The 26,444-nt window shown below is 41.4% G+C and carries 21 protein-coding genes, 10 tRNA genes and 1 pseudogene; 4 read left to right on the forward strand and 28 right to left on the reverse strand.

Going from position 1 to position 26,444, the window contains the following annotated elements:
* Positions 1 to 184: 184 nt before the first annotated feature.
* Positions 185 to 634, forward strand: a complete 450-nt coding sequence (locus ACWM35_RS23225; protein WP_454821288.1) for a DUF6376 family protein — start codon at positions 185 to 187, stop codon at positions 632 to 634.
* A 34-nt stretch (positions 635 to 668) separates the two neighbouring features.
* Here the strand turns inward: ACWM35_RS23225 and ACWM35_RS23230 are convergent, their stop codons facing one another.
* The 14 genes from ACWM35_RS23230 to ACWM35_RS23295 form a co-directional block, all read right to left on the reverse strand.
* Positions 669 to 1,814, reverse strand: coding sequence for an ABC transporter permease (locus ACWM35_RS23230; protein ID WP_454821311.1), 1,146 nt, complete (start codon positions 1,812 to 1,814; stop codon positions 669 to 671).
* The gene (locus ACWM35_RS23235) at positions 1,789 to 2,517 is read right to left on the reverse strand and encodes an ABC transporter ATP-binding protein (RefSeq protein ID WP_454821289.1); all 729 of its coding nucleotides are present in this window, start codon (positions 2,515 to 2,517) and stop codon (positions 1,789 to 1,791) included. Before ACWM35_RS23235 ends, ACWM35_RS23230 begins: the two co-directional genes overlap by 26 nt.
* Complete coding sequence (locus ACWM35_RS23240; RefSeq protein ID WP_454821290.1) at positions 2,517 to 3,764, reverse strand: efflux RND transporter periplasmic adaptor subunit; 1,248 nt, start codon at positions 3,762 to 3,764, stop codon at positions 2,517 to 2,519. Before ACWM35_RS23240 ends, ACWM35_RS23235 begins: the two co-directional genes overlap by 1 nt.
* Positions 3,765 to 3,804: 40 nt before the next feature.
* Positions 3,805 to 4,023, reverse strand: coding sequence for a hypothetical protein (locus tag ACWM35_RS23245; RefSeq protein WP_454821291.1), 219 nt, complete (start codon positions 4,021 to 4,023; stop codon positions 3,805 to 3,807).
* 203 nt (positions 4,024 to 4,226) lie between these two features.
* Positions 4,227 to 5,600 (reverse strand): glycoside hydrolase family 1 protein, encoded by a 1,374-nt coding sequence (locus ACWM35_RS23250; RefSeq protein ID WP_454821292.1) that lies wholly within the window; start codon positions 5,598 to 5,600, stop codon positions 4,227 to 4,229.
* A gap of 238 nt (positions 5,601 to 5,838) precedes the next feature.
* Positions 5,839 to 6,801 (reverse strand): 2-hydroxyacid dehydrogenase, encoded by a 963-nt coding sequence (locus ACWM35_RS23255; RefSeq protein WP_454821293.1) that lies wholly within the window; start codon positions 6,799 to 6,801, stop codon positions 5,839 to 5,841.
* A gap of 43 nt (positions 6,802 to 6,844) precedes the next feature.
* The gene (locus ACWM35_RS23260) at positions 6,845 to 8,284 is read right to left on the reverse strand and encodes a glycoside hydrolase family 1 protein (RefSeq protein ID WP_454821294.1); all 1,440 of its coding nucleotides are present in this window, start codon (positions 8,282 to 8,284) and stop codon (positions 6,845 to 6,847) included.
* 104 nt (positions 8,285 to 8,388) lie between these two features.
* On the reverse strand, positions 8,389 to 8,715 hold the full coding sequence (locus ACWM35_RS23265) for a PTS lactose/cellobiose transporter subunit IIA (protein ID WP_454821295.1): 327 nt from the start codon (positions 8,713 to 8,715) through the stop codon (positions 8,389 to 8,391).
* 39 nt (positions 8,716 to 8,754) lie between these two features.
* Positions 8,755 to 10,083, reverse strand: coding sequence for a PTS cellobiose transporter subunit IIC (gene celB, locus ACWM35_RS23270; RefSeq protein ID WP_454821296.1), 1,329 nt, complete (start codon positions 10,081 to 10,083; stop codon positions 8,755 to 8,757).
* 21 nt (positions 10,084 to 10,104) lie between these two features.
* Positions 10,105 to 10,410 (reverse strand): PTS sugar transporter subunit IIB, encoded by a 306-nt coding sequence (locus tag ACWM35_RS23275; protein ID WP_454821297.1) that lies wholly within the window; start codon positions 10,408 to 10,410, stop codon positions 10,105 to 10,107.
* A 203-nt stretch (positions 10,411 to 10,613) separates the two neighbouring features.
* Positions 10,614 to 10,922, reverse strand: coding sequence for a lactose/cellobiose PTS transporter subunit IIB (locus ACWM35_RS23280; protein ID WP_454821299.1), 309 nt, complete (start codon positions 10,920 to 10,922; stop codon positions 10,614 to 10,616).
* Between the two features lie 13 nt (positions 10,923 to 10,935).
* Complete coding sequence (locus ACWM35_RS23285) at positions 10,936 to 12,858, reverse strand: BglG family transcription antiterminator (protein WP_454821300.1); 1,923 nt, start codon at positions 12,856 to 12,858, stop codon at positions 10,936 to 10,938.
* A 52-nt stretch (positions 12,859 to 12,910) separates the two neighbouring features.
* Complete coding sequence (locus tag ACWM35_RS23290; RefSeq protein WP_454821301.1) at positions 12,911 to 13,777, reverse strand: ROK family protein; 867 nt, start codon at positions 13,775 to 13,777, stop codon at positions 12,911 to 12,913.
* A 20-nt stretch (positions 13,778 to 13,797) separates the two neighbouring features.
* The gene (locus ACWM35_RS23295; RefSeq protein ID WP_454821312.1) at positions 13,798 to 14,517 is read right to left on the reverse strand and encodes a GntR family transcriptional regulator; all 720 of its coding nucleotides are present in this window, start codon (positions 14,515 to 14,517) and stop codon (positions 13,798 to 13,800) included.
* Positions 14,518 to 14,817: 300 nt separating this feature from the next.
* Between ACWM35_RS23295 and ACWM35_RS23300 the strand changes: the two are divergent.
* Both ACWM35_RS23300 and ACWM35_RS23305 read left to right on the forward strand, forming a co-directional pair.
* Positions 14,818 to 15,357: pseudogene (locus ACWM35_RS23300) on the forward strand (N-acetylmuramoyl-L-alanine amidase family protein); the annotation flags it as partial.
* A 576-nt stretch (positions 15,358 to 15,933) separates the two neighbouring features.
* Positions 15,934 to 17,967 carry a molybdopterin-dependent oxidoreductase gene (locus ACWM35_RS23305; protein WP_454821302.1) on the forward strand — a complete coding sequence of 678 codons (2,034 nt, stop codon included), beginning with the start codon at positions 15,934 to 15,936 and terminating at the stop codon, positions 17,965 to 17,967.
* A 114-nt stretch (positions 17,968 to 18,081) separates the two neighbouring features.
* On the opposite strand, the gene ACWM35_RS23310 is transcribed toward ACWM35_RS23305, so the two are convergent.
* Entirely contained in the window at positions 18,082 to 19,056 is a 975-nt protein-coding gene (locus tag ACWM35_RS23310; protein WP_454821303.1) for a ring-cleaving dioxygenase, read from the reverse strand.
* A gap of 235 nt (positions 19,057 to 19,291) precedes the next feature.
* The gene (locus ACWM35_RS23315; RefSeq protein ID WP_454821304.1) at positions 19,292 to 19,762 is read right to left on the reverse strand and encodes a hypothetical protein; all 471 of its coding nucleotides are present in this window, start codon (positions 19,760 to 19,762) and stop codon (positions 19,292 to 19,294) included.
* A 314-nt stretch (positions 19,763 to 20,076) separates the two neighbouring features.
* Here ACWM35_RS23315 and ACWM35_RS23320 point away from each other — a divergent pair, with 314 nt between their 5' ends.
* Positions 20,077 to 23,631: a bifunctional 2',3'-cyclic-nucleotide 2'-phosphodiesterase/3'-nucleotidase gene (locus ACWM35_RS23320; RefSeq protein WP_454821305.1), complete on the forward strand. Its 3,555-nt coding sequence runs from the start codon at positions 20,077 to 20,079 to the stop codon at positions 23,629 to 23,631.
* Positions 23,632 to 23,694: 63 nt separating this feature from the next.
* Here ACWM35_RS23320 and ACWM35_RS23325 read toward each other — a convergent pair whose 3' ends face one another.
* The 12 genes from ACWM35_RS23325 to ACWM35_RS23380 form a co-directional block, all read right to left on the reverse strand.
* Positions 23,695 to 24,216, reverse strand: a complete 522-nt coding sequence (locus ACWM35_RS23325; RefSeq protein WP_454821307.1) for a DUF6241 domain-containing protein — start codon at positions 24,214 to 24,216, stop codon at positions 23,695 to 23,697.
* 113 nt (positions 24,217 to 24,329) lie between these two features.
* Positions 24,330 to 24,626 carry a DUF5658 family protein gene (locus ACWM35_RS23330; protein ID WP_454821308.1) on the reverse strand — a complete coding sequence of 99 codons (297 nt, stop codon included), beginning with the start codon at positions 24,624 to 24,626 and terminating at the stop codon, positions 24,330 to 24,332.
* Between the two features lie 213 nt (positions 24,627 to 24,839).
* Positions 24,840 to 24,924 (reverse strand) — tRNA-Tyr (locus ACWM35_RS23335).
* A 34-nt stretch (positions 24,925 to 24,958) separates the two neighbouring features.
* Positions 24,959 to 25,031, reverse strand: a tRNA-Phe gene (locus ACWM35_RS23340).
* 193 nt (positions 25,032 to 25,224) lie between these two features.
* A tRNA-Asp gene (locus tag ACWM35_RS23345) sits at positions 25,225 to 25,301 on the reverse strand.
* 3 nt (positions 25,302 to 25,304) lie between these two features.
* Positions 25,305 to 25,378 (reverse strand) — tRNA-Met (locus ACWM35_RS23350).
* Positions 25,379 to 25,832: 454 nt separating this feature from the next.
* A tRNA-Ser gene (locus ACWM35_RS23355) sits at positions 25,833 to 25,925 on the reverse strand.
* A gap of 18 nt (positions 25,926 to 25,943) precedes the next feature.
* Positions 25,944 to 26,020: transfer RNA gene (locus ACWM35_RS23360), tRNA-Pro, on the reverse strand.
* A gap of 5 nt (positions 26,021 to 26,025) precedes the next feature.
* Positions 26,026 to 26,102 (reverse strand) — tRNA-Arg (locus tag ACWM35_RS23365).
* A gap of 10 nt (positions 26,103 to 26,112) precedes the next feature.
* Positions 26,113 to 26,188 (reverse strand) — tRNA-Lys (locus ACWM35_RS23370).
* A 48-nt stretch (positions 26,189 to 26,236) separates the two neighbouring features.
* Positions 26,237 to 26,312 (reverse strand) — tRNA-Thr (locus ACWM35_RS23375).
* Positions 26,313 to 26,319: 7 nt separating this feature from the next.
* A tRNA-Val gene (locus tag ACWM35_RS23380) sits at positions 26,320 to 26,395 on the reverse strand.
* Positions 26,396 to 26,444: the final 49 nt, after the last annotated feature.

Genomic DNA, 26,444 nt, shown 5'->3' on the forward strand with positions numbered 1-26,444 from the left:
ACCGTAGAGTGTCACCGTAAAGGAGGCAACGTAGAGGTGTCACAATAGAGGTGTCACCCCAAAATGGAATATTAAGTATATTAATTTTATAGTATGATTATAGTGAGTTTGGATTTTCCGGTATCTCATGTCACTTTTTGGGGAAGTAATGGTATGGAAATCGCAAATTCGAGGAGGTTTTATGATGAAAAGATGGTTTATCGCTCTTTCTGCCAGCATGTTGTTTTTGCTCAGCGGCTGTTCGTTCTTAAATGATGCACAGGATAGCTTGACCTATATAAATGAAGCAACTGAATATTTGGAGGTTGCAACTAATTTTGCCAATGAGGCACCTGCTCTCGCCCAGCAAGCGATAGAGGATATACAGGCTGCTGAGGACCTAAAAGTGATGCTTGAAGATATGCAGCAGCAAATTGAAAGCTTTAACGAGCTGCAGGCCCCACAAATGGCCGCTGATTTACACCAGCAAATCGTCGAGCAAAATGCGATTATTGCAGAGGGAATTGAAACATATTTAACCAATATTAAAGACGGACTGCTTGATCCTACCGTACTTGAAAACTCGGAGCTATTCCAGTCCGTGCAAGATATCACCAACATTATCGATCAAATCCAACAACTTGGAGAACAATAAATAACAAAGCGACCTATACGGTCGCTTTTTCTTTCTATTCATATCGAAGTGCTTGAATTGGATCAAGCTTAGACGCTTTATTCGCTGGAAATACACCGAAAACCACTCCAACTAATAAAGAGAATACAAATGATAACAGCATCACAGGAATCGAATAGGCAATGGTCGTTCCAGTCGATAAAGTAAATATTTGGGCACTTATGACTCCAATTCCAACTCCAATCATCCCTCCAAATGAACTTAATACCATTGATTCAATAAGGAACTGAAGAAGAATGCTTCCACGCTTTGCTCCAATTGCTTTTCTAATCCCGATTTCCTTCGTACGTTCTGAAACCGAGACAAGCATAATATTCATAATACCGATACCGCCAACAATAAGAGATATCGCAGCACTTCCGCCTAGCATTATGGTCATTGTTTGATTGACAGATGAGGCTGTTTCCATTAAATCCTCTGGACTGGATACACTATAACTATCTGCATCACCAATAATTGTATACATTGTTCTTTCTATACGACTTGACGTGAAATTAATCATATCTTCATTTTCTACCTTTACATATACTGACCCAATTTCAGTAGTAGAGGCTAAGCGTTGTCCTGTGCTGAGGGGTACAATAATGGTACTGTCACCGCTTGTTCCTAATGAACTTCCAACCGATTCAAGAACCCCAACAACTTTATAAGACGTTCCGTTCACCTTAACCGATTCTCCTACCGGGTCACCTAACCCAAATAATGTTTGAGCAGTGTCTGAACCAAGTACCGCAATTTTTGAATGATTCTCATTATCCAAGTCTGCAATGAAACGCCCTGATTGCAGTTGCAAGTCACGAACATCTAAATAAGAAGAAGTGGTTCCAGTCATTGAGACTTGGGCGTTAGTTTGTCCATTTTTCACGGTTACTCTACCAGAAATAGTCGGTGCAATCGATTCTACCCCATTAACCTCCTGAATTTGATTGGCATCCTCCTCTTTAAAACTAACATCTGAACCTGTAACACTTACCGTTAATACATTGGTACCCAAGCTGCCAATTTGATCTTGTACTTCTTTCGTTGACCCTTGTCCAATCGCAACCATGACAATCACAGAGGATACACCGATAATAATTCCGAGCATCGTTAAGAATGCCCTAACTCTATTGCCTTTAATGCTCTTTAGAGCCATTTTCATTGTCTGCAAACCATTCACCTCCATTCTCATACAATTGTCCATCATGTATACGAACAACACGATTTGCTTGCTTTGCTACTTCTAAATCATGCGTAATGAGAATGATGGTATGCCCCTGCTCATTTAACGAATTCATAATCTCTAGAATATCTTTACTTGTTTTGCTATCTAGGGCACCAGTTGGTTCATCTGCAAGTAAAATAGGAGGATTTCCAACTAGAGCCCTTGCTATGGCGACACGTTGCTGCTGACCCCCTGATAATTGAGTAGGTAAGTGATTCGCTCTATCAGCCAATCCGACTTTTTTTAACGCCCCTAAAGCCATTTCCCTACGTTCAGCGGTTTTCACCCCGCGATAAATAAGAGGAAGTTCTACATTTTCAATCGCTGTTAGCTTTGGGATAAGATTGAAGTTTTGAAAAATAAATCCTATTTTTTCATTTCGAATGGTTGCAAGCTGCGAACTTTTCATTTTCCCGACATCTTCACCATCTATCAAGTATTCACCAGAATCTGGTCGATCTAGGCAGCCAATCATATTCATAAATGTTGACTTTCCAGAACCCGATGGACCAATGATCGAAATAAAATCACCCTTATGAATGACAAGGGATACACTTTGCAGAGCCAATACCGTTTCGCCACCAAGTTCATACATTTTCTTCATGCTTTCAATATGAATAATCGGCTCTAATATAGTCATTAGTTCCCTCCTTGTCCTCCACCTGATGGTGCTTTGTTGCCTGATGAAGATCCGCCGCCAGTTCTTCCTCCGAAATCGCCACTCGGCATGCCGCCAGGGAAGCCGCCACCTTGCATCATCATTCCTCCTTGAGAAGAATTACCACCAGATTGGATTCTTGGGATTTGAACAGACTCGCCTTCTTGTAAGCCACTTGTAATTTCGACAGACGTATCATTAGAAATACCTGTTTCTACTGTTACTTTTTTTGATGATTGTGTCGAATCATCTGAAGATGTAGGAACTAGTACATATTTTTCCTCTCCACTTGTATAAACTGCTTCTACTGGGACGTAAAGAGCGTCTTGTTTGCTCTCAATCGAAATACTTGCTTCAGTTGACATCCCAATTTTCAAGCTTTTTGGATCCGTGATTTGGACGATTACGTCAAATGTAGAAACGCCATTTGTTGATGTTCCCGCCGTTGCTACATTCGTTACGACCCCTTCGAATGTTTCATCTTCAAAGGCACTTGCTGTTATTTTTACCGCCTGTCCAGCTGCTACTTTTGTAACATCTAATTCATCAACACTAATGGTTGTTTGCAATGCGCTGTAATTTGTTATGTGCGCAATGGTTGCGGAACTCTGCACAGAATCGCCACTTGCAACAGAAAGACTTGTGATTGTCCCTGCAACTGGAGTCTGTAAGAGACTTCCATCTGTAAATATTACAAGTGTTGCACCAGCTTCTACGACATCTCCTGCTTTCACACTGACAGTATCCACTGTTAAGCTGCTTCCACCCGTACTTCCGCCGCTTGAGGTATCTGAACTTACACTACTGTTTCCTCGTGTTATCGGTGATACGACTTCATCTTCATCCTCCATACGAAGAAGAATGGTTCCTTGAGAAGCACCGCTGCCGCTTTGCACACTAACGGATGTGATTTCTCCATCATATGGAGACGTAACAACATCACCATTCGTAAACGTGACAAGTGTGTCACCCTTATCTACCGTGTCTCCAGTTGCAACACTTACGCTATCTACAACTAGAATCGTATTTGCCGCCGTTACATCTTGGTCCGTACTGGCTGTAACCGAACCTGATCCACTGACCGCTACCTCTAAATTCCCTTTTTGCACAGTTACTGTTTGTGCTGCTGCTTCGACACTTTGGGTTTGATCAGTTTTACCTAAGAAGAACCAGGCGCTCCCTCCTCCTATTACGACAATAATCAATGAAATAATAAGCCACTTTTTCAATTTCCCATTCTCCTCTCCAGTATTAAGATTGATTCCATGATTATTGGGCTGATTGATTTTGACCCGATTGATCTTGACTTGGTTGGATTTGCCCATTCCCCCCGAACCCTTGATTATTCCCTCTTGGTCCCATTTCTGAAAAATTAGGGCTTGTACTTTGTTTATAGGCAACATAGCCTACTCCAATAGCTGTGCACCCACTTACGACCAAATTTATAATGAGTAAAATTTTGATTAGATTTTGTTTTTGATTTTCCATTATTAATTCCTCCTTTGTTTAAGTTGCTAAAGTCATTTTCGTTTGTGTACCTTAAAATTTCCTTAAAAATGTTGAAGGAATAAGTCAGTCTAAAAAACTTCCAAATTAGTTAATAATCTGTTCATATTTATTGTGAAATCTAGCAGAACTTATAAATCAATAATAAGCAAAAAAGGAGTGTCCCTATTGAACACTCCCCTTCTCTATTCTAAAACATCACCATTAGAAGCAATCACACGCTTGTACCAATCAAAGCTCTTTTTCTTATAGCGTTTCAAATCTCTTAAATCAGCTTCCCCACGATTCACATAAATGAAACCATAGCGTTTTTCGAATTGACCTCCAGAGCTAATCAGATCCGTAGAGCCCCATGTAAGGTAGCCAAAAACGTCGACTCCTTCTTCCATTGCCAGCTTCATTTGCTTAATATGCTCCCGTAAATAGTCAATTCGGTAATCATCTTCGACGGTGTTTTTTTCATTTAATTCTTCGCGGACACCAATTCCATTTTCCGTAATAAAAATTGGCAGGCGATAGCGGGCATACATATCCTTTAAACAGACTCGTAAACCAATCGGATCGATCGCCCAGCCCCATTCATTTGCTGTTAGGTTGGGATTAGGAGTGATTCCTTCGACCAAGTTATTTCCACTCACCAGCTCCGCACTAACGGTTTGGCTTTGATAGTAGCTGATGCTTAAATAATCAACCGTATTTGTTTTTAATAGCTCAGCATCGCCATCTTCAAAAACAGGCATGATCCCTTTTCTTGCAAGATCGCTCGTCACATAACTCGGATATTCCCCATGTGCAAAAACATCAAAATAAAAATCGACTAACAGCTCTTTCGTTTTCATATTGGCAATGGTATCCTCGGGTTTACATGTATACGGATAGGTTGTCATATACGTAACCATCCCAGCCATTTGACCGCCCGGAACAAGTTCATGAAGGGACTTGACTGCTTTCGCGTGGGCAATGAAGGCATTATGGGTAACTTGATAGCGAAGGGCTTCTTCATTTTCAGCGTCCTCTAACTTTGCTCCCCACAACTCAGGATTCGTTAACACAAGGTTTTGTTCGTTAAAGGTTAGCCAGTACTTTACCTTATGCCCATACCGTTTAAAAACCGTTCTTGCATAACGATCGAATAAATCTATCACTTTTCGTGATGCAAAGCCGTTATATTTTTCAACTAAAGCAAGCGGCAAATCAAAATGGTAGAGAGTGATAACCGGCTGGATTCCGTTCGCCAGCATTTCATCAAATAAATCATCATAAAACTGCAGTCCCTGCTCATTCACTTCGCCTTCACCATCAGGAAAAATCCTTGACCAAGAAATACTCGTACGATACGCATTAAATCCCATTTCCTTGAAAAGCGCAATATCTTCCTTGTAACGATGATAGAAATCCACGGCCACCTTCCAATCCGATTGCCCTTCTTTAATTGGTCGGTCATCTACGATGGACGGTCCTTTCCCATCCTCATTCCAAGCCCCTTCTGTCTGGAACGAGGTTACCGCACCTCCCCATAAAAACCCATCAGGTATGACATTCCCGGTCTTTCTCTCCATACGTATCTGCCCCTCTCCATATTTAAATGTCTATACTTTTAAAAATAACTGTCCAATAAAAATAGAGCTTAATCTAGCTCTACTTTTATCCCGCATTAACGGGCAGTAAGTCCCCCACCTGAAAACTATAGTAAAAGCGAAGAAGTTTAGTTGGGGGATAACTGCCCGTAAAAGCCCGATAGGTTCAACTAACAATCAGTGGGGGATGAAGAAAACCCCCACTGATTGAAGTTTCACTTTATACGACAACATGCTTCGGCCTTTGATTTTGAAGAACCAACAATAAGTTGTCTGCTGCTAAATCCGCCATTTTCATTCTTGTTTTCACACTTGCACTTCCGATATGAGGAAGTGTTACAACATTAGGCAGTGACAATAATGGATGCTCAGGAGAAATCGGCTCCTGTTCAAAAACATCCAGTCCCGCTGCCCAGATTTCCCCTTCTTCTAAGGCATGATAGAGGTCATCCTCATTAACAATTCCACCGCGAGCCGTATTGATTAGAATCGCCGTTTTCTTCATTAATGAAAGTTCTCGCGCACCAATCAGATTCTTTGTTTCAGGAGTAAAAGGTGTCAAAATGCAGATAAAATCTGACTCCTTCAATAAATCATCTAGTTCCGTGTATGTCATGTTCCACTCAAGTTCTAATTCATGCTTTCGGCTGCGATTATAGTAAAGGATATCCATATCAAAGCCACTTGCTCTTTTCGCCAAGGAAGCACCAATTCTTCCCATGCCGATAATCCCCAGGGTGGCACCGTATACATCCTGTCCCGTCAATTGCATCGGAGACCATGTCTGCCAATTCCCATTCCGTAAGTATTCGGATGACTCGACCAACCTGCGTGCTGTCGCCATCATTAGCGCGAACGTCAAATCTGCCGTCGTTTCAGTCAGGACACCAGGTGTATTGGTAACCGTAATCCCCTTGGCTTTTGCCGCTTCGATATCAATATTGTTATAACCGACCGCCATATTACTGATCACTTTTAGACATTTTGCCTTCTCGATTAATTCCTGATCGATAGATTCTGTTAAAAGGCAATATAGTCCCTCGACATCAACGATTTCCTTTTCTAATACATCACGCGGCACAGGAATCTCGGCTTGTTCCCACATCCGGACATGACAATGTTTTTCTAGCTTCAAAACAATTTCTTCTGGAATTCTTCTTGTAATATAAATTTTTGGTTTCAAACCGAGACCCCTTCCTCTTCTGAGTTACGATTCCTTTTGTCAGTTACAATGTCTCACCATTCGATTCAATGACTTCTTTATACCAATAAAAGCTTTTCTTTTTAATCCGTCGCAGGTCATGGTCACCTTCTTCATGCTGGTTCACATATACAAAGCCATACCGTTTTTGGAAACCATTTAACCAGCTCAATAAATCCGTAAACGACCACACACAATAGCCTAACATCTCGACTCCGTCTGAAATCGCTTCTTGAATGGCCTTAACATGAGCACGGATAAAATCAATCCGGTAATCATCATTGATGAGATCGCCTTCCTCGACTTTGTCAAAGGCTCCCAAACCATTTTCACTGATTAAAATCGGCAATTGATAACGATTTGTGATTCTGCGAAGGGCAATCCTTAGTCCGTGGGGATCAATATTCCAATCCCAATCTGTTCTTTCTAGATTTGGATTCTCAACGGTTTTAAACACTCCAGGAATTCCCGTATCCTTGGAAGTACCCTTTTTCCCCGAAGTATTCATCTCGCCTGCACCGACGCCGCCTTCTAATGGATTTTCTTCAAAAGTGGTAGTTTGATAGTAATTCAATCCCATAAAATCAGGCTTTCCGGCAGTTAATAATTCAAAGTCGCCCTCTTCAATTGCAGGTGCCAAACCGTTCTTTTCTAAAAAGTTCCAAGCAGCTTGTGGATATTTCCCCCATGCATAAACATCCATCCACCAATGGCTGTTTAACTCCTCCGCATTTTCAGCAGCAAGGATGTCTTTTGGTTTAGAAGTTAACGCATACGCAGGGGAATAGGCAAAGCTAGGACCAATTTTCCCATCTGGAACATATTTGCGGAATTCCTTAATCACACTGGCATTCGCAAGATTCGCATGGTGATTGACTTGATAGAATAACTTATCATCCTTTACACCGGGAGGATGGGCCGCCATTCGGTAGCCAAACATGGTAAAAATATTTTGCTCGTTCAAGCTGACCCAGTATTTCACCCTGTCACCAAACCGTTTAAAAAGCTCTACACTATAGTTCGTGAAATCCTCGACGATCTGCCGCGACTCCCAGCCGCCATACTCATCCTGAAGTGCCTGGGGTAAATCCCAGTGATATAACGTTAAAACAGGCTCAATATTATTAGCCTTAAGTTCATTGATTAACCGATCATAAAATTCCAAGCCTTTTTCATTTAATTGACCTTTGCCGTTTGGAAAAATTCGTGTCCAGGCAACAGAAAAACGGTAAGCCTTCATTCCCATCTCCGCCATCAACTGGACATCCTCCTTGTAACGGTGGTAATGGTCTACTGCCACATCCCCTGTTGTACCTTTAAACGTTTTGCCAGGAATTCGGACAAACCTATCCCAGTTGGATACTCCTTTTCCATCTTCATCCCATGCCCCCTCCACTTGATAGGCAGCCGAAGCAGCACCCCACAGAAAATCACTAGGAAATGGTTTTAATTCTTTATGTATCATCATTGTCACTCCTTCACATTAATATAATGAAAAGAGATTCTGCTTCCTCGAAAAAGAAACAGAATCTATTCTTCCAAACTATGCTTATGCAGCTATTCTATTGATTATTTTACGTTCTGCAATTTCATGGCTTCATACATATCCACAAATTCTGTTGCTAAATCTTTTATCGTTATGGCATTCATCAGATGATCTTGGGCGTGAACCATTAACAAGGAAACTTCTGTTTTTTCTCCGCGTACTTCACCCTGAACAAGAGCTGTTTGAATTTTATGAGCTTCATTCACCGCATCACTTGATTCCTTTAACTTCTGTCTTGCTCCTTCGAAATCTCCAGTTTTAGCCGCAGCGATTGCTTCCATCGCGGCACTCTTTCCATTTCCGCCGTGAAGAATAATTTGAAAAATAACCGTTTCTAAGTTTTCCATCATGTTTCCCTCCAAGTAGATGTTAGAATGATGACCGTTATGTTATGATGCTTTTTTCGTATTAAATTGAGTTTCTTCTGCAAGTTTTTGCTTATCCCATAGTTTAAAGAATGGCAAGTAGATGGCAAAGGCAACTGCCATGTTGACGATTTGTAAAACGGCTCCAGAGAATTTACCGCCTGTTGCTAAGAATCCACCGAAAATAGGAGGAGTTGTCCACGGAAGAGAAATTCCCACAGGCTTAGCAACAAGACCCATTTGCATCGAAAGGAAACTAATCGTAGTGACCACAATTGGAACTAGGATAAATGGGATGATCATGATGGGATTCATGACAATCGGCATCCCAAAGATAATTGGTTCATTAATATTGAATAAACCTGGTGCAACACCCAATCTACCTAATGACTTCATTTGATTACTTTTTGCTGTAAATACCATCGCTAACACAAGTGCTAGTGTTGTTCCTGAACCACCGATTAAAACGAAGATATCAATAAACTGTTGGGTAACAATATTTGGTACTTCATCACCTGCTTGGAAGGCAATACGGTTGGCGTCCATGGCAGCCAGCCAAATTGGCCCCATTACCCCACCAACGATAGTTTGACCGTGTAAACCTGTGGACCAAAGCATTTGAACAAGAATCAAGGCTAAAATCGTTCCCCATAATGTACCACCTAAAGCACTAAGCGGCTCTTGTAATAATTGAGTGACGACATTGTGAAGACTTTCAAAGCTTGTTTGTTCGATAAGTAAACGCAATAACCAAACAATAATGACAACAATAAAACCTGGAATAAGTGCAACAAATGATTTACTTACTGCCGGCGGAACTCCGTCAGGCATTCTAATCACAATTTTCTTTTGAATAATAAATCGATAAATTTCAGTTGAAACAATGGCTAAAATCATCGCAATGAAAAGACCCTTACTTCCCGTTAATGCAGTCGGAATCCCTCCGCCTACCATAATCGCTTCCGTCGCACCCTCTGGTGTAAAAGAAACTTGATAAGGAGTGGCGAGCAAGAATGCCACAACCGAGATAACCCCTGCTGACAAGGCATCAACGTTATACTTTTCAGCTAAGCGATAGGCAATGGCAAATGCTGCCACTAGAGCCATAATATCAAATGTAGCTCCCACTGGGTATAACAATTTCGTTAACCATTCATCTCCAAAGATACCAGCCATAAAATCAGAGTAACCATCAATTGGAATAAAACCTAAGATTAAGAAGATCGACCCAATAATCATCAATGGCATCGTGGCAATAAGTCCGTCCCTTAACGCTTGAAGGTGTCTTTGACCAGCGATCCGGCCAGCAGTCGGCATAACTTTTTCTTCTAAAAAAGCAGTTAATTTATTCATCCGCATTTCCTCCTTATTTTCTTATTTATTTGCTAATTGAATGGCTGCTTTTAAAACCTCTGCCCCATTTACCATTCCGTAGTGAACCGGGTTAATCGCGTCCACTGGGACATTTTTCTCTTCCCCTAATTTTTTCATTGTTGGCAGCATGTAACGTACTTGAGGTCCGAGTAATAGGACATCAGCCTCATCAATATGGTTTTTGACTGCGTCGACACCTTCTGCCCAAATTCTACATTCAATTCCTTGATCCTTAGCGGCTGTTTCCATTTTTGTAACTAATAAACTTGTAGACATTCCTGCTGAACAGCAAAGTAATATATTCATCTGTTACAACCTCCTAATTGAATTATTCTTATCTTGTTGACTTTATTGTAGGGGAATCGAGCATGAATCTAAACTTAGATTTTTTCCGTTGCGCAAGGGAAATGATTAAGCGTTTTCAAAATATATAAACTCTGTCTTTTGATTTCCGCACCACTAAAGAAACTACCAATAAAAAAAAGGGTGGAAAACTAGTTCCATCCCTTTTAGTCTTTATTTAGCAGCTTTTTGGCGAATTTCAGTACTTCTTCACCGTTACAGGTACCGTAGTGGATCATGTTAATCACATCGACGGGGATTCCTTTTTCCTCCCCCAGTTTTTTCAAAATGGGCAGCATATGTCTCACTTGCGGACCTAATAGAACGACATCAGCTTGATCAATCTGCTTCGGAACGGCTTCTCCAGGCAAGGTCCAAATTCTACATTCTTCCCCTTGCTCCTGGGCCGTTTTTTTCATTCTCTTTGCTAATAAACTAGTAGACATCCCTGCGGAACAACATAATAATATATTCATTTTTTATGTCACCTTATTCAAATAAAAATTTAATAAATTCCTTGTAGGATTTCGATTTTAAAAGTCTTTGGACCTTAGCACCATCATCGACTACTGTACCTAAAAGATCATACATCTTCTGAAAATCCTGATGGCTATTTTTCTCAACACTTAATAGGCAGATAAACTGGGCCCGCTTCCCTCCCCAATCGATTGGCTTCTGCAGTGTACAAATCGCCAAAAAGGTAGAATCCGTCACTGGCGAAATCGGGTGGGGAATCGCTACAAGATTGCCAAAGGAGGTCGGAGAAATAGCCTCTCGTTCATGCACTAAATCTAAAAAGGTTTCATCCACTAAACCGAGTTTTAGTAGTTTCTTTTGAAAAAATTGCAGCGTGTTTTCCCTTGAATCTAATTTTTCCTGAAGAAAAATTAATTCTTCTTTAATAAAATCAGGAGACTGCTCTGATTGGTCCTTCAACACGTATTGTACTCTTTGTAAGTCACCTTCTCCAAGAAAAGTGTTCACTTCAATGACCGGTACAGGCAAGATATCACGGATTGGGATCGTGCTAACGACAAAATCAATTAAATCAAATGGAAAATCCTTCAGTTTGTAATATTCCGTTGTCCCGACAATATCAATTCTTGGACCAAATTTCGATTGAAGCTTATAGGATAACAGCCTAGCACTGCCAATACCCGAGGCACAAACGACTAGACAGCGCTTCGGAAGGACATTCATCTCTTTCCTTTCTAACGCTGCGCCAATATGGAGCGCTAAGTAGCCAATTTCATCTTCATTTATGGTAATCCCTGTTTCTCGTTGAACCACCCTGCCCGCAATGATCCCCGCTTCAAAAGCAACAGGGTAATTGAGCTTAATCTCACTCAGCATTGGATTTCGAATATTCATCCCGTATTTAAAGCGATTGATTGCTGGTTTAAGATGTAAGCTTAAGGCAATCACCAACTCTTTATCCTGAAGAATACCAGGATTTAACTCCTGTTCAATTTCTTCTAAAATTTTCACCGATAACTCGGTGGTTTCATTATGAATAAATCCCTGATGCTCGAATTCATCTCCACTTATATGCGCTACCATTCTCGTCCCTAATAAGTGCATGGCAATATAGGCAACCTCTACTTTTGGAAAAATAACAGCTAATTCCGCCTCGAGATAACCAATCATTTTTTCTGCTACGAAATACTCTCTCGTTTTTTCAACGTTTATTAATTCTTCCGCAGGCAAGCTGACATGATTACCATTTTCAATTCTCTTAAACGCAATTGCAATGTGGATGACAAGATTGTCTAAAGCGATATCTGAAAGAGAAATGGAGTACTCTTTCATTTGATCTAAAATAATCTGTTGAATCCCGAGCATTTGATCCGCTGGAAGAATAGACATTTCCTGATCAGATAGATACCCTTGATAGTCATTTCGGTTAAAGATAAATTCTGACATACAGAAACGAAGTTTAACCTCATCACCCACCAAGCGGATTCCATAACCAGGACGTGCCTCAAAAGCAATTCCATAGCCTTCAAGCATTCTTTTTACATCTCGGAAATCATTTTGAATCGTAGATTTGCTTATATATAACTCATCCGCCAAATCTTCTATTTTTAAAAAATCCTCCGCTAAGAGAAGCCGCTTCATTAAGTACCGTAACCGGTCTTCAGGAGTTGCCGGGCTGGCACCGTTTTCATTTTGAAAGTGAATTTGTAAAAATTCTTTGAAAGCATGATCATCTTGAATCATGAGTTCGTAGCCTGTCCCTCTAACAGATTTAATCGAGCCCCCATTGCGGGCAAGAACCGAATCTAGCTCTTTCATATCATTTCTGACTGTTCGTGATGTTACTTGAATAATGGATGCTAAATCTTCACCGGTGATTGCAGACCTAGCTCTCATTAATTCTCGTAAAATAGCTGTTAACCGAGGATTTAACATCCTATCACACCTCTCACTAAACGATCGTCAAGTACCACGTGCGCTAATCATTTTATTCCTTTTCAAAGGCTATTTTTGCTAATTCGAGAGCACCGATAATTCCGGCTGAATCTCCAAGACTCGGACTCACGATGTACTCTGTTAATTCAGGCAGCTGGACATACCCATTCATCATCTCTTTTAAATGATGGTAGATCGAGTGGAAAACCGTCTTTTGCTTCATAACCCCGCCGCCAAGGATAATTTTTTTCGGGGAGAGTATGAGAATATATTGCATTAGTGCCTGTGCAAGGTAATATCCCTCGAGCTCCCATACCTGTGACTGAGCTTGGAGGCTATCTCCTTTTTGTCCCCAGCGTTTTTCGATGGCGGGACCAGCAGCTAGACCCTCAAGACAATCTCCATGATAAGGGCAATTCCCGTTAAAATCATCCTCTGGATGTCTGCGAATCAGAATATGACCCATTTCAGGGTGAGACAACCCTTGCAGTATTTGACCGTTCACAACCGCACCTGCGCCAATACCTGTACCAACCGTAATATATAAACAGCTGTCTAATCCCATTGCTGCTCCATATTTGCTCTCACCTAAAGCGGCGGCATTGACATCCGTATTAAAGCCTATTGGGACGGGGAATGCCTCTTTCACCGTTTGCATGAGAGGAAATTCCTTCCACGCCGTTTTCGGAGTGGTTGTAATATGACCAAAGGTTTTGCTATTTTGATCCACATCGATTGGTCCAAATGAACCGATTCCGATGGCTTTTAATGGATGTTTCTTAAAGAAATGAATCACCTGATCCATTGTTTCATTTGGTACAGTTGTGGGGATTTGTATTTTTTCAATAATCTTTCCTGTCTCGTCCCCGACCGCACAAATAAATTTCGTTCCCCCCGCTTCAATACCGCCAAATAACATACCTGTCTTACCTCCTTCAATCAGCGTCTTATGTTGACCGTTGTAATTTCAAATTTATCATATCTATGTCTGGAAAAAGAGTATTCAAAAGGAATACCGTTGTTTAAATAACACACTTGCTCGACTTCGAGAATCGGATCATCTGGTAAACAGCTTAAATATTCCATATCAAGCTGATTCGGTTTGCAGGCTCTTATTTTTCGATGCAAACCGGCCATTGTTAATCCAAGCGTTTCATTTATATGGGAATAGACGGAGGTACTCAGCACCTTTTCCGTGATTCCTGGGATTAAATTCGTTGGCATATAGGTATGCTCCATGACATACGGCTCGCCATCAACCATTCTCAATCGAATAATATCGTAAATCGGAGTGTCGACATCAATGGTAAGATGAGCGGCAATTTCCTCGGTTGGAAACTTCACCTCAAATCGAATGATTTGACTGGTAACACTCTTTCCCATTTCCTTAATTAACTGCGTTAATCCTAATGATTCTTTGCTTGCTACATGAACTTTATTTTTCTGTAACGGGGCTTTGACGATAAAGGTCCCGTGTCCGCGTTTCCTAAACAAAATCCCTTCCATGACAAGGATATCAAGGGCTTTTTTCATCGTCATGCGGCTGCATGAAAATTGATTGGCAAGCGAAATTTCATCGGGAATCGGCTGATCCGAGGGATAATAGTCATCAAAAATCCGCTTTCGCATTTCATTCGAAATTTCCTGATATTTAACCAGTTTGAACACCACCTAGCCCTACATTTAACATCTTTTTCTACGTACGGCAATAATTCCGTAACCATACTATTAAACTATGAAAACCGTTATGATGGAGCTTAGAATTTTCCATCAATAATATCAAAACGATTATTTTCTTTTAAAAAATAAGATTATCTAACTAGTATTATATACAATTACTTTTAAATGTATAGACATTTACATTCATTTCAGGAGATTTTTAAGTCCATTTACCTATTTCTTAGCGGTTTGCTCACGTTGTCACAGCTTCTGACATATAAAAATCATGAGGTGATGAAAATGGTAAAAATTTTTATTGACCCCGGACATGGGGGATCAGACTCGGGAGCTGTCGGAAACGGTCTATCCGAGAAAAATGTAACACTTTCAATTGCCACAAGGATTCGCGATATTTTGCAAAATGAATATCCAAATGCAGTAGTCAAAATGAGCCGAACAGGAGATCAGACGGTTTCGTTAAAACAGAGGACTGATATGGCGAATGCTTGGGGAGCAGATTTCTATCTGTCCATCCATATTAATGCCGGTAGAGGTACGGGCTACGAGGATTATATTTATAACGGCCTCACCGATCGCTCACGGACAGCAGATATGCAGCGTGTCATCCACCAAGAAGTCATGAAGCTCATTGGATTATCCGATAGAGGAGCAAAAAAGGCTGATTTTCATGTCATCCGGGAATCGGCCATGGATGCGATATTAACTGAAAACGGTTTTATTGATAATGCCAGTGATGCCGCCAAGATGAAAGATCCAAACTGGATAGAAAATGCTGCACGCGGGCATGTAAATGGGCTTGCTAAAATATACAATCTTCAACATTCAGGAAATACAGTTCCTTCTCCTGCACCTACTCCAACAGCAGCTGCTCCCACACCAGCTCCTGCTCCTTCACAGGCTGTTCCCGCCACTAGAAAAAGAACACTTTACCTGCCAGCAGATGCCGACACGTGGAGGGTGTATCCGTTAAATGTCACTCCAATTAAGCAAAATGCCTTGCCAACCCGATTAAGGCCAAGCAAATTTGGCGGCCTGCAATATGAAATCCTAGGTGAAACGCAGCCTCATGTCTATATTATTCAGACTGATCAATTAGGGAAAGTCCAAATTTACGCCGGACCAGGAACCGGTGCAGTTATAAAGTAAAAAAAATGGCTGAGTCAAAATCATCACGTTATGATTTTGACCAGCCTTTAATTAATTATTAAAACACAACCCTGTCTCATCCACCCTAATTCACTTGATCCCCCCCCCTAATCCATCGTATGATAATACAAAATCAAGATCATCCCAAAAATCTATAAATCTTCTACTTAACTGTCCGCCTGAGGTGGACAGTGTACATTTGCGGTGCCTGTCACCAATTATACATTTATGCATAAAGGTGGGTTAGTCATGAAAGAAAATGGTATTTTTCGTTCTGTTTGTCCGTTGGATTGTCCAGATCAGTGTGGGTTGCTTGTACATAAGGAAAATGGAAGGATTGTGAAGGTTGAGGGTGACCCTGATCATCCTGTGACGAAGGGGAATATTTGTAATAAGGTTCGAAATATGACGGAGCGGATTTATGATGAGAAGCGCTTGAAATATCCGTTGAGACGAACTGGTCCTAAGGGGGAAGGGAAGTTTGAACGGATCAGTTGGGAGGAAGCGATTGATACGATTACTTCACGCTGGAAAGAACTTGTTGCAACTAACGGTCCAGAGAGCATTCTTCCTTATAGCTTTTATGGGAACATGGGCTTGCTTTCTGCCGAAGGGATGGATCGGCGTTTTTTCCATCGCTTAGGAGCTTCACAGCTAGATAGAACGATTTGTAACTCCGCTGGTTCAGTTGGCTATAAATATACGATGGGCGGCAGCTTCGGAATCGACCCTGAAGATACCATTCATTCAAAGCTGTTTATCTTTTGGGGGATTAACGCAGTGAGCACCAATATGCACCAGGTGGCTCTTGCTCAAAAAGCCAGGAAACAACACGGCGCCAAAATTGTGGTTATTGATATTCATAAAAATCAAACCGGTAGATTAGCAGATTGGTTTATTCCGATTTTACCAGGTACCGATAGCGCACTTGCTCTTGGAATCATGCACATTCTATTTGCTGAGAATATGGTGGATGAGGATTTTTTACGAACCTATACGGTTGGCTATGACGAACTGCGAGAACATGTCGTTACTTATGACCCTGGGGTCGTTTCGGAAATTACAGGTGTCCCGGTTGAAGACATCTATAAGCTGGCGCGGATGTACGGGGAAACTTCACCAGCCTTTATTCGCATCGGAAACGGACCGCAGCATCATGACAATGGCGGTATGTTTGTCCGCACAGTCTCCTGCCTTCCTGCCCTGACTGGACAGTGGGCTGTGAAAGGCGGGGGAGCGATTAAAGGTAATTCTGGTTACCTAGCAACCAATTCAGCAAGCCTCCAGCGTCCGGATTTACTTAAAAATAAAAATACAAGATTGATCAACATGAACCGGCTGGGCGATACCTTATTGAATACAACCCCGCCGATAAAATCTATGTATGTTTACGGTACGAATCCAGCTGTGGTAGCTCCAGAAGGGAACAAAGTGAGACAGGGACTTGAGCGCGAGGATTTATTTCTAGTTGTTCATGATCTTTTCTTAACAGAGACAGCCAAATATGCGGATATTGTTTTACCAGCTACTTCCTCCTTTGAAAACACGGATATTTATACGTCATACTGGCATCATTATATTCAAATTCAGCAGCCAGTCATGGAGCCGTTTGCAGAGTCAAAATCCAATGTCAATGTCTTCCGCCTTCTGGCCAAGGGGATGGGTTTTGAAGAACCATCCTTCGAGGAGACAGAAGGAGAGATGATCCGGCAGGCGCTTGATAACCCTTGCAATCCTTATTTAGAGGGCATCCAGTATGAAGCATTGGTAGAGCAAAACTTTTTAAAAGCAATAGTTAAGCCGTTGTTTCCTGGTAAACTTTCGACGCCAAGCGGGAAAATTGAATTGTATTCGGAGCAAATGCAAAAGGTTGGATATCCACCATTGCCTAGCTATATTCCCTTGGTCAACGAGGATGGGGATCACACTTATCATTTTGTTCCTGGCCCCAATCATAATTTCTTAAATTCTACATTTTCAAACAATCAAAAACACATTAGCCTTGAAAAAGTGCCGAGGCTACATATGAATCAAAAGGATGCGGTTGAAGCTGGAATTGTGGATGGAGAAATGGTACGTGTATGGAACGAACGCGGGGAATGTGAACTATTTGTTAGTGTCGGCGACAACGTCCTGCCAGGCGTACTCGTCAGCCAAGGCCTCTGGGCAAACTTAAAAGATACGAAACAACTAGTAAACTCCCTAACCCCCGACCGAATTGCCGACATGGGCGGTGGCGCAACCTTCTTCTCTGGGAAGGTGAGTGTTGAAAAATCACGGTAACAGGCACCTCTCGTGTACAGTGTCCACCTCAGGCGTACAGTTGTGATACCTGTCTTTGCCGTTGTAAAAAATAAAAGACAAGTGCCGGAGTTTTGGTCCTTGTCTTTTATTTCCTTATTCGATCTCTAAATCTAATGGCCGCAATCTTGCTTCGATGTCGGCTCGTCGTGGCTCTAAAAACGGCGGCAAAGCTAAACTTTCTCCTAAGGTTTCAATTGGCTCGTCAACATCGAACCCCGGTGTATCCGTTGATAATTCAAATAGGATATGATTGGGTTCTCTGAAATAGAGCGCTTTGAAGTAATAACGTTCCACTTTACCTGAATTGATTAGTCCAAATGAGGAGATTCTTTCAGCCCAATAATTATATTCCTCCTCATTGGGAACCCTGAAAGCTACATGATGAACACTTCCCCGGCCGGGTCTTTCTCGCGGCAGATCTGATCTCGTCTCAATATGCACCTCAGCACCCGGACCGCCTTCGCCAGTAGCAAACACAAGTATATCTGGGAAGTCACCAGCAAGCGAAGGGTATGAGCCCACTTGTTTAAAGCCCATCACTTCTGTTAGAACACCGACAGTTGGGTCTGCTATTTTAACGGTTAAGGTTACCGGCCCTAGGCCAATAATCGCATGCTCCACCGGTACATCACTTCCATCCCAAGGCTCACCGGCAGCAACTCCATTTTCTCCATTATCTGCAACTAAGATTAAACGTGTACCGTCAAAATCCTGGAATGCTAGCGAATCACGATTTGCTCTTTTGGCAATTGGTTCGTAGTGAATATTGTATTTCTTAAAACGCTCTTCCCAATAATGTAAAGCAGCAGTATCCCTTACCCGTAGAGATGTCGAAGAAATACTAGAAACACCTGGGTACGTAGATCCGAGCCCTGGAATATCAAAGAAAGTAATCTCCGTCCCCGGACTCCCCTTTGCATCGCCATAAAATAAATGATAAGACTCTGTATTATCTTGATTCACCGTTTTCTTAACCAGCCTTAAACCTAAAATCTTCGTATAAAACTGGAAGTTCCTCTCTGCCTTCCCCGTCAAAATCGACACATGATGCAACCCTAATAATTTCATGAAAGAACCCCCCTATTAGTGTCTGTAAAGCAAATTATCTCGAATTCAAGATAATTATAACCAATAAAATTCCATTCGTCAACGGCGCCAACAACAGTGCCTGTCACCGTTTATACATTTCATCCCCCATTATACAATCATTTATACACTTGTCTTGAGAAAAAAAAAACTGTCCACGGAAGGTGACAGGCACCGCACTGAGTCACCGCACTGACACCGCTCTTAGGTATCGCACTTATTGATTATAATCCCAAGCAATCTTCCATTTCCCTTTTTCTTCAATTACGTAGACTTCCTGCTTTAGGTCGAAGTTGCCGTATTTTCCTTTGTAGGTTTGGGTGACGAGGATTTTGTGGACGTTTTTCAGGGAAGGACTTGTTTTCGACATTTTCCATGTTTTTACTTCCTCTGGTTTTTCTAGTGTATAGGTGAAGGTTTCTACGCCGAAGTGGTTCATGAATACATGTGCCCGGTCTTGGATGTAATGGCCTTTTGTGAATTTTTCCTTCATGGCCGAGTGAAATAGTGACCAAGACTTGGAGAATTCTCCTGCTTGCTCATATTGATAAAATTCCTCCACCAAGGCTACCGCCTGCTTGTCTGCTGAAAAGAAAGCCCCTTTAATCAACAGAAACAAAATAATCAGGGTGATAATCAGTAAAATTCCAACCATCATTCCTTGTGATCGTATCGTTTTTCTAGCCATTTACCTCTCCCTTTATCGCAATCCTTTATCTAAACATATGTTCAAGCCTCTCCAAGTATTAATGGTATGAACTGACTTTTCTTTTTCTAACTCCCCACAACCCAAAACTCATTCCCCACTTTTTTCCTAGGGCTTCTTCCCCTTTCATTTAACCCCAATATAAAAGAAAATGATCGAAAAAAGAAAAATTTTATTAATAATAAGGACATAAATCCTAATGTATGAAACGAATGTATGATAGACTGCAAATTTTTCAAATGAAATTTGCCGTTTCATTAAGCAAAAATACTATTTTCCTAGGATGGTGTATAAGGTTGAAAAAGCAACAACTACGTAGGGCAAAGAAAATAATGTCCACATCATTGGCACTAACACTTTTAGCAACACCTTTTTATTCAGCTTCACACGTAAGTGCAGAACAAAAAATGATGACACCAAAAACATCTAAAGTAGAACTTCGACTTATGGAAACAACAGATTTGCATACAAATCTATTAAACTATGACTATTACAAAAATGCAGAATATCTGAAAGTCGGATTAGCAAGTACGGCTGCACTTGTAAATGCAGCCCGTGCGGAAGCCGATAACTCCCTATTAGTGGATAATGGTGACCTAATTCAAGGTACTCCACTTGGAACTTATTCCGCCAAAATTGATCCACTTCAAGACGGGGAGGTTCACCCGGTTTTCAAAGCGATGAACCAAATGGACTATGATATGGCTACACTTGGAAACCATGAGTTTAACTATGGCCTTGATTTTCTCGAGGAAGCTTATGATGATGCGAATTTCCCTTTTGTTAATGCAAACGTATATGTAGACGACAAGGACAATAATCCTAACAATGATCAGAATAAATTTACTCCTTATAAAATCATCAACAAAAAAGTAGTGGATGAGCATGGAAATAAGCATGTCATTAAAGTTGGTTTTATCGGTTTCGTTCCTCCGCAAATCAATGAGTGGGACAAAGCCCATCTTGACGGTAAAGTCATTACGAAGAACATTGTTGATACAGCAAAGAAATTTATTCCACAAATGAGAGAAGCAGGCGCGGATGTCGTCATTGCGATGACCCACTCTGGCTTCAGTGGCAAGAAAGACAACTCTGAGGATGTTATTTATGCTTTAAGTGAAGTTCCTGGAATTGATGCGATTACGTTCTCGCACACACATAAAGTTTTCCCAGCAAAATCTGTAAGTGCACTTGATGGATTGTTCAAAGGTGCGGACGGTCAGCCACTTCAAGGTGTCGACAATGAAAAAGGAACCATTAATGGTGTTCCTGCGGTACAAGCTGGTTACGGCGGCGGTTCACTTGGAATTATTGACCTTGAGCTAGTAAAAGTAAAAGGTAAATGGGCGGTTGAAAACTCGCAATCTTCTACACGTGAGATTTTTAAAGATGAAAAAGATCCTGTTACAGGAAAAACAGTAACGCAACGAGCGGTTGATCCGGTTCAATCGATTATGGATGCAGTAAAACCAGATCATGAAGCAACGGTAACATACGTGAATACTCCTATTGGTAAAACAACGGATGATATTCACAGCTATTTTTCCCTAGTGCAGGATGACCCTTCCATCCAAGTAGTCACAAATGCACAGAAATGGTTCGTCGAAAAATATATTGCTCAAAGCAAACCAGAATACAAAGATCTTCCAATTCTTTCTGTTGGAGCACCATTCAAAGCTGGACGCAACGGAGTATCCGAGTATACAGAAATTCAAGCTGGCGATTTAACGATCCGCAGTGCCGGTGATTTATATCTTTATGACAATACGTTAAAAGCGATCAAGGTCAACGGTTCCATCGTTAAAGAGTGGATTGAAATGACAGCTGGTAAATTCAATCAAATCAATCCTAACAAAACAGAAGAACAGCCTTTATTAAACCCGTCATTCCAAGTGTATAACTTTGACGTAATCGATGGCGTTCAATATCAAATTGATGTTACGGCCCCTGCAAAATATGACCCAGCAGGAAAAGTTATTAACCCAGAATCAAGTCGTGTCGTGAATCTAACCTATAACGGCCAACCAGTAGATCCAAATCAAGACTTTATCGTTGTCACGAATAACTATCGTGCCGGCGGAGGCGGTAACTTCCCTGGTGTTAAAGGAAGCGAACTTGTCGTTGATTCAGCCGATGAAAACCGTCAAATCTTAATGGATTATATTACAGAAATGAAAGAAATTACGCCTACTGCCGATAACAACTGGTCGATTGCTCCAATTGAAGGCAATGTCAATGTAACATTTACTACATCACCAAAAGCAGAAGCTTACATTAAAGAAGGCAGTAACATTTCCTATACTGGAAAAACAGATGCAGCGGGCTTTGGTATTTTTCAATTAGACTTGGCTGCACCTATTAAATTACAACTTTTGGGCTTAAATGATTTGCATGGTCAGCTGGATACAGATACGAAAGTAGGAACCCAACTTGCTGGAAGCATGGAGTATACAGCTGCAGCTATCAAAGACCGTGAGGCTACGAATAAAAATACCTTGCTTGTTCACTCAGGGGACATGATTGGCGGAAGTCCGCTAGTTTCGGCACTATTCCAGGACGAGCCGACCGTTGAAGTGATGGAAGCAATGGGCTTTGATGTCGGTACCCTTGGAAATCACGAGTTTGATGAGGGAATTTCCGAATTACGCCGAATGATCAATGGCGGTGAGCATCCAAAGGGAACAAAAGGTTACGACGGGATGAACTTCCCTGTTATTGCCGCAAATGCTTACGACACATCCACAGGTAAATTAATCACGGAACCTTATGTCGTGAAAGAAGTTAGTGGGCAGAAAGTGGGCTTTATCGGAGTAGTAACACAAGAAACTCCAGATATGATTGTTACAAAAGGCAATGAAAGTTTAAAAATAACAGATGAAGTAGAAGCTATCAACCAATATACAGCTGAGTTAAAAGAGCAAGGAGTTGAAGCTGTTATCGTACTTGCCCATAACCCAGCAGCACAAACAGGCTATACGGATTTATTTGATGCTTCTGCCATCGCTGAAAAAGTAGATGATGAAGTGGATGTTATTTTCGCTGCTCATAACCATACGTATGTTGATAGAGAAGTAGATAACAAGTTAATTGTCCAAGCGTATTCTTATGGTTCTGCTTTTTCTGATGTTGATCTTGAACTTGATCCAAAAACTGGTGAAATTATCAAAAAGGAAGCAGAAGTTGTAACGGTTTATCAGTCTGACTACATTCCGGACCCTACGGTTTCAGCGATTATGAAAAAGTATGAAGACATGGTTGCACCAATGAAAGCAGAAGTAGTTGGTAACTTGTCAACTACCTTAGCAAAAGGCTATCCGTCTCACACAGCTGTAATCGGTGATACTGGACTCGGAAACTTGATTGCAGATGGAATGAAAGCCTCAATGAAAACGGATTTTGCATTAATGAATGGCGGCGGTGTTCGTGCACAGCTTGATGCTGGTGAAGTGACATTTGGAGATTTATTCGCGATTCAGCCATTTGGAAACGTGTTAAATAAAATCAATCTTAGTGGTGCTGATTTAAGAGCGGTATTAGACCGACAAATTACCGCAAAAGGTCTCGACTTCCATATTTCTGGATTCAAGTATACGTACACTTATGATACAGCCACTTCAACTGGAAAAATTGTTGATATCTTTTTACCGGATGGCAGCAAAATTGATCCAACCCAGGAATATTCTGTTGTCGTGAACAACTATATGTATGGCAATGCAAGTTATGGGATAAATGCCCTTGCCACTGGTTTAGAAGTTGGTCCAGAAGATTTACAAGCTACTGTTGATTTTGTCAAATCACTCCCAACACCTTTTGAATATAACGCTGAAGGCCGTATTCAAAAAGTAAATTAATTTTAAAAAAAAGCAGCCAAACATAGGGTCACAATTCCCTATTGTTTGGCTGCTTTTATTGTTTTATCTGAATTTTTCTTCTATGTATTGCAATTCTTCTTGTGGGGTTAGCAAACGAGTGGCTTTGCCTACATTCCCTTTTTGATAAGCCCAAATTAGATTGTGATCTTTTACGGCATTGCTGAAATTACCCACTGACCATGACTCAAGTGTGGCAAGAAGCATGTCTTTCGTGCTTTCCTTCTCAAATTGAGTGCTTTTAATTGCTTCTATTAATAGCAAAACCTTATCTTCCGTAATTTCTGAAGCTCCCCATTTTTGATCGGCATGTACCTTTTGATGAGACATATCATGTACTTCCTGTATCAATTGTCCTTCACTAAATGTTTCATACTTCTCCTTCGTTGCTTGTGGTGTTTGCGAGGTAAAGCTCTTTTCGATTTCGTCCTGAACTTCGCTAGACGTTTTACTGTCTATCTCTGCTATCCTCGCCCGCTCATCTTCACTGCTCCAATAATAATAGATTCCAGTTATACAAGCTGCCACTACGATTACAAGCCCCGCTAACTTAAACTTTTTCTTCAAAATGTTCCCTCCTACTATGCCATATTCATCTGTAGTTAAACATTTTAAATTTTCTATCTATTTACAAATCTATTATATCGTATTTCTCCTAAAAAATAGTAGAGTTTATCTGGCTAAATTTGTTCCACAAGCCAGCTGCAGTGGAGAAAGAAAACCACGGTATAAAAACTTGAGGCACAAATGGTTAATCCCTTCGTTAGGGACGAACTTGGTACCTTTTTAAAAAATATAAACAGGTATAAACATACTGAAAATGCTAGTTTAATAAAAATAAAAAGTACTGGATGCGTTTCAAATACGTAATTCATGAGCGGATTCATTTCTTCGATTATCGAGTTTTTCAAGCCAAAATAGGTAATAAAAGCGTCAAAAATATTCAGTGCAGATAAATAATGAAAGAGAATAACCACTATATCACCCCAAAACGTTCAAAATAACGAACATTCCATTCAAAAGGATGCTCTTAAGAATGAGAATATATATTGTTAAGTTCAGCTTATATGAGGTGATTTCCTGCTTTTTAATATAATAGTTGTTAGACAAATTTCCCTATAATTTGTAAAATACCGCCAAAAAACAAAAAAACGCCTGATAAGCGTTTTACAAAGTTTTTAAATTTTTTATGGTGGAGGGGGACGGATTCGAACCGCCGAACCCTGAGGGAGCGGATTTACAGTCCGCCGCGTTTAGCCACTTCGCTACCCCTCCATATGGAATTTATTACGGCATTCAATTAAAAAGGTGGCTCAGGACGGAATCGAACCGCCGACACAAGGATTTTCAGTCCTTTGCTCTACCGACTGAGCTACTGAGCCTTTATTGGAATTGTTCCCTAAACATTTAATGTGGTTAAACCTTCGTCCCCATCTCAGATAGCTTATTCAAGTTGCAGCTCAATGGGTACGCTGAAGCTTATTCATAGTAGCTTACTCGATCGTGCTCTACCGACTGAGCTACTGAGCCACACTAGATATATATCAACAGCAGTGTAACCTGCTGGGATAAAAATGGCGGTCCGGACGGGACTCGAACCCGCGACCTCCTGCGTGACAGGCAGGCATTCTAACCAACTGAACTACCGGACCAAATTGCGGGGACAGGATTTGAACCTGCGACCTTCGGGTTATGAGCCCGACGAGCTACCAGACTGCTCCACCCCGCGACGATAATATAAAAAACTATTTTGTTCATGCCCCAAGTTTGAAAGACCGCCCCGATTTCAGAAGGCTTATTCATGCTGTGGCTCAATCGGTGCGCTGTAGACGATTCGAAGGAGATAATTCGAACGTGCTCCACCCCACGACGATAATAATAAAAACTATTTTGTTCCTGCCCCGAGTTTGAAAGACCGCCCCGATTTCAGAAGGCTTATTCATGCTGCGGCTCAATCGGTGCGCTGTAGACGATTCGAAGAAGATTATTCGAACGTGCTCCACCCCGCGACGATAATAATAAAAACTATTTTGTTCCTGCCCATAGTTTGTATGGACTGTATCAATCTCAGCAAGCTTACTCAAGTAGCAGCTCGATTGATACAACTCGCAGATTATTCATTGAAGCAACGCTCGTTGCTCCACCCTGCGACGATGATAAATATTTACTTTTTAAAAATAATATGGCGGAGGAAGAGGGATTCGAACCCCCGCGCGGTTTAACCCGCCTGTCGGTTTTCAAGACCGATCCCTTCAGCCGGACTTGGGTATTCCTCCAAATATAATAAACTCGCATGGTCGGGAAGACAGGATTCGAACCTGCGACCCCTTGGTCCCAAACCAAGTGCTCTACCAAGCTGAGCTACTTCCCGTTATATGGCGCGCCCGAAAGGAGTCGAACCCATAACCTTCTGATCCGTAGTCAGACGCTCTATCCAATTGAGCTACGGGCGCAATATCTATATGGTGAGCCATGAAGGACTCGAACCTTCGACCCTCTGATTAAAAGTCAGATGCTCTACCAACTGAGCTAATGGCTCGTACTGTTATCCCATCCAGCTCTATCGTCGAGCAAATAATGAAATAAGTGGTGCCGGCGAGAGGACTTGAACCCCCAACCTACTGATTACAAGTCAGTTGCTCTACCAATTGAGCTACCCCGGCACATATATGGTGGAGGATGACGGGATCGAACCGCCGACCCTCTGCTTGTAAGGCAGATGCTCTCCCAGCTGAGCTAATCCTCCAAAATGGTGACCCCTACGGGATTCGAACCCGTGTTACCGCCGTGAAAGG

The sequence above is a fragment of the Neobacillus sp. K501 genome, from assembly GCF_053749995.1.

Coding starts and splice junctions, on each gene's coding strand:
- celB (WP_454821296.1), bottom strand. CDS start 10,083: ATGAATAAATTAACTGCTTTTTTAGAAGAAAAAGTTATGCCGACTGCT.
- ACWM35_RS23315 (WP_454821304.1), bottom strand. CDS start 19,762: ATGGCTAGAAAAACGATACGATCACAAGGAATGATGGTTGGAATTTTA.
- ACWM35_RS23290 (WP_454821301.1), bottom strand. CDS start 13,777: ATGTTATTTGGCGGTATTGAAGCGGGGGGAACGAAATTTATTTGTGCG.
- ACWM35_RS23280 (WP_454821299.1), bottom strand. CDS start 10,922: ATGAATATATTATTATGTTGTTCCGCAGGGATGTCTACTAGTTTATTA.
- ACWM35_RS23250 (WP_454821292.1), bottom strand. CDS start 5,600: ATGGAGAGAAAGACCGGGAATGTCATACCTGATGGGTTTTTATGGGGA.
- ACWM35_RS23245 (WP_454821291.1), bottom strand. CDS start 4,023: ATGGAAAATCAAAAACAAAATCTAATCAAAATTTTACTCATTATAAAT.
- ACWM35_RS23275 (WP_454821297.1), bottom strand. CDS start 10,410: ATGAATATATTACTTTGCTGTTCAGCAGGAATGTCTACAAGTTTATTA.
- ACWM35_RS23235 (WP_454821289.1), bottom strand. CDS start 2,517: ATGACTATATTAGAGCCGATTATTCATATTGAAAGCATGAAGAAAATG.
- ACWM35_RS23310 (WP_454821303.1), bottom strand. CDS start 19,056: ATGAAATTATTAGGGTTGCATCATGTGTCGATTTTGACGGGGAAGGCA.
- ACWM35_RS23225 (WP_454821288.1), top strand. CDS start 185: ATGAAAAGATGGTTTATCGCTCTTTCTGCCAGCATGTTGTTTTTGCTC.
- ACWM35_RS23230 (WP_454821311.1), bottom strand. CDS start 1,814: ATGAAAATGGCTCTAAAGAGCATTAAAGGCAATAGAGTTAGGGCATTC.
- ACWM35_RS23305 (WP_454821302.1), top strand. CDS start 15,934: ATGAAAGAAAATGGTATTTTTCGTTCTGTTTGTCCGTTGGATTGTCCA.
- ACWM35_RS23260 (WP_454821294.1), bottom strand. CDS start 8,284: ATGATACATAAAGAATTAAAACCATTTCCTAGTGATTTTCTGTGGGGT.
- ACWM35_RS23265 (WP_454821295.1), bottom strand. CDS start 8,715: ATGATGGAAAACTTAGAAACGGTTATTTTTCAAATTATTCTTCACGGC.
- ACWM35_RS23285 (WP_454821300.1), bottom strand. CDS start 12,858: ATGTTAAATCCTCGGTTAACAGCTATTTTACGAGAATTAATGAGAGCT.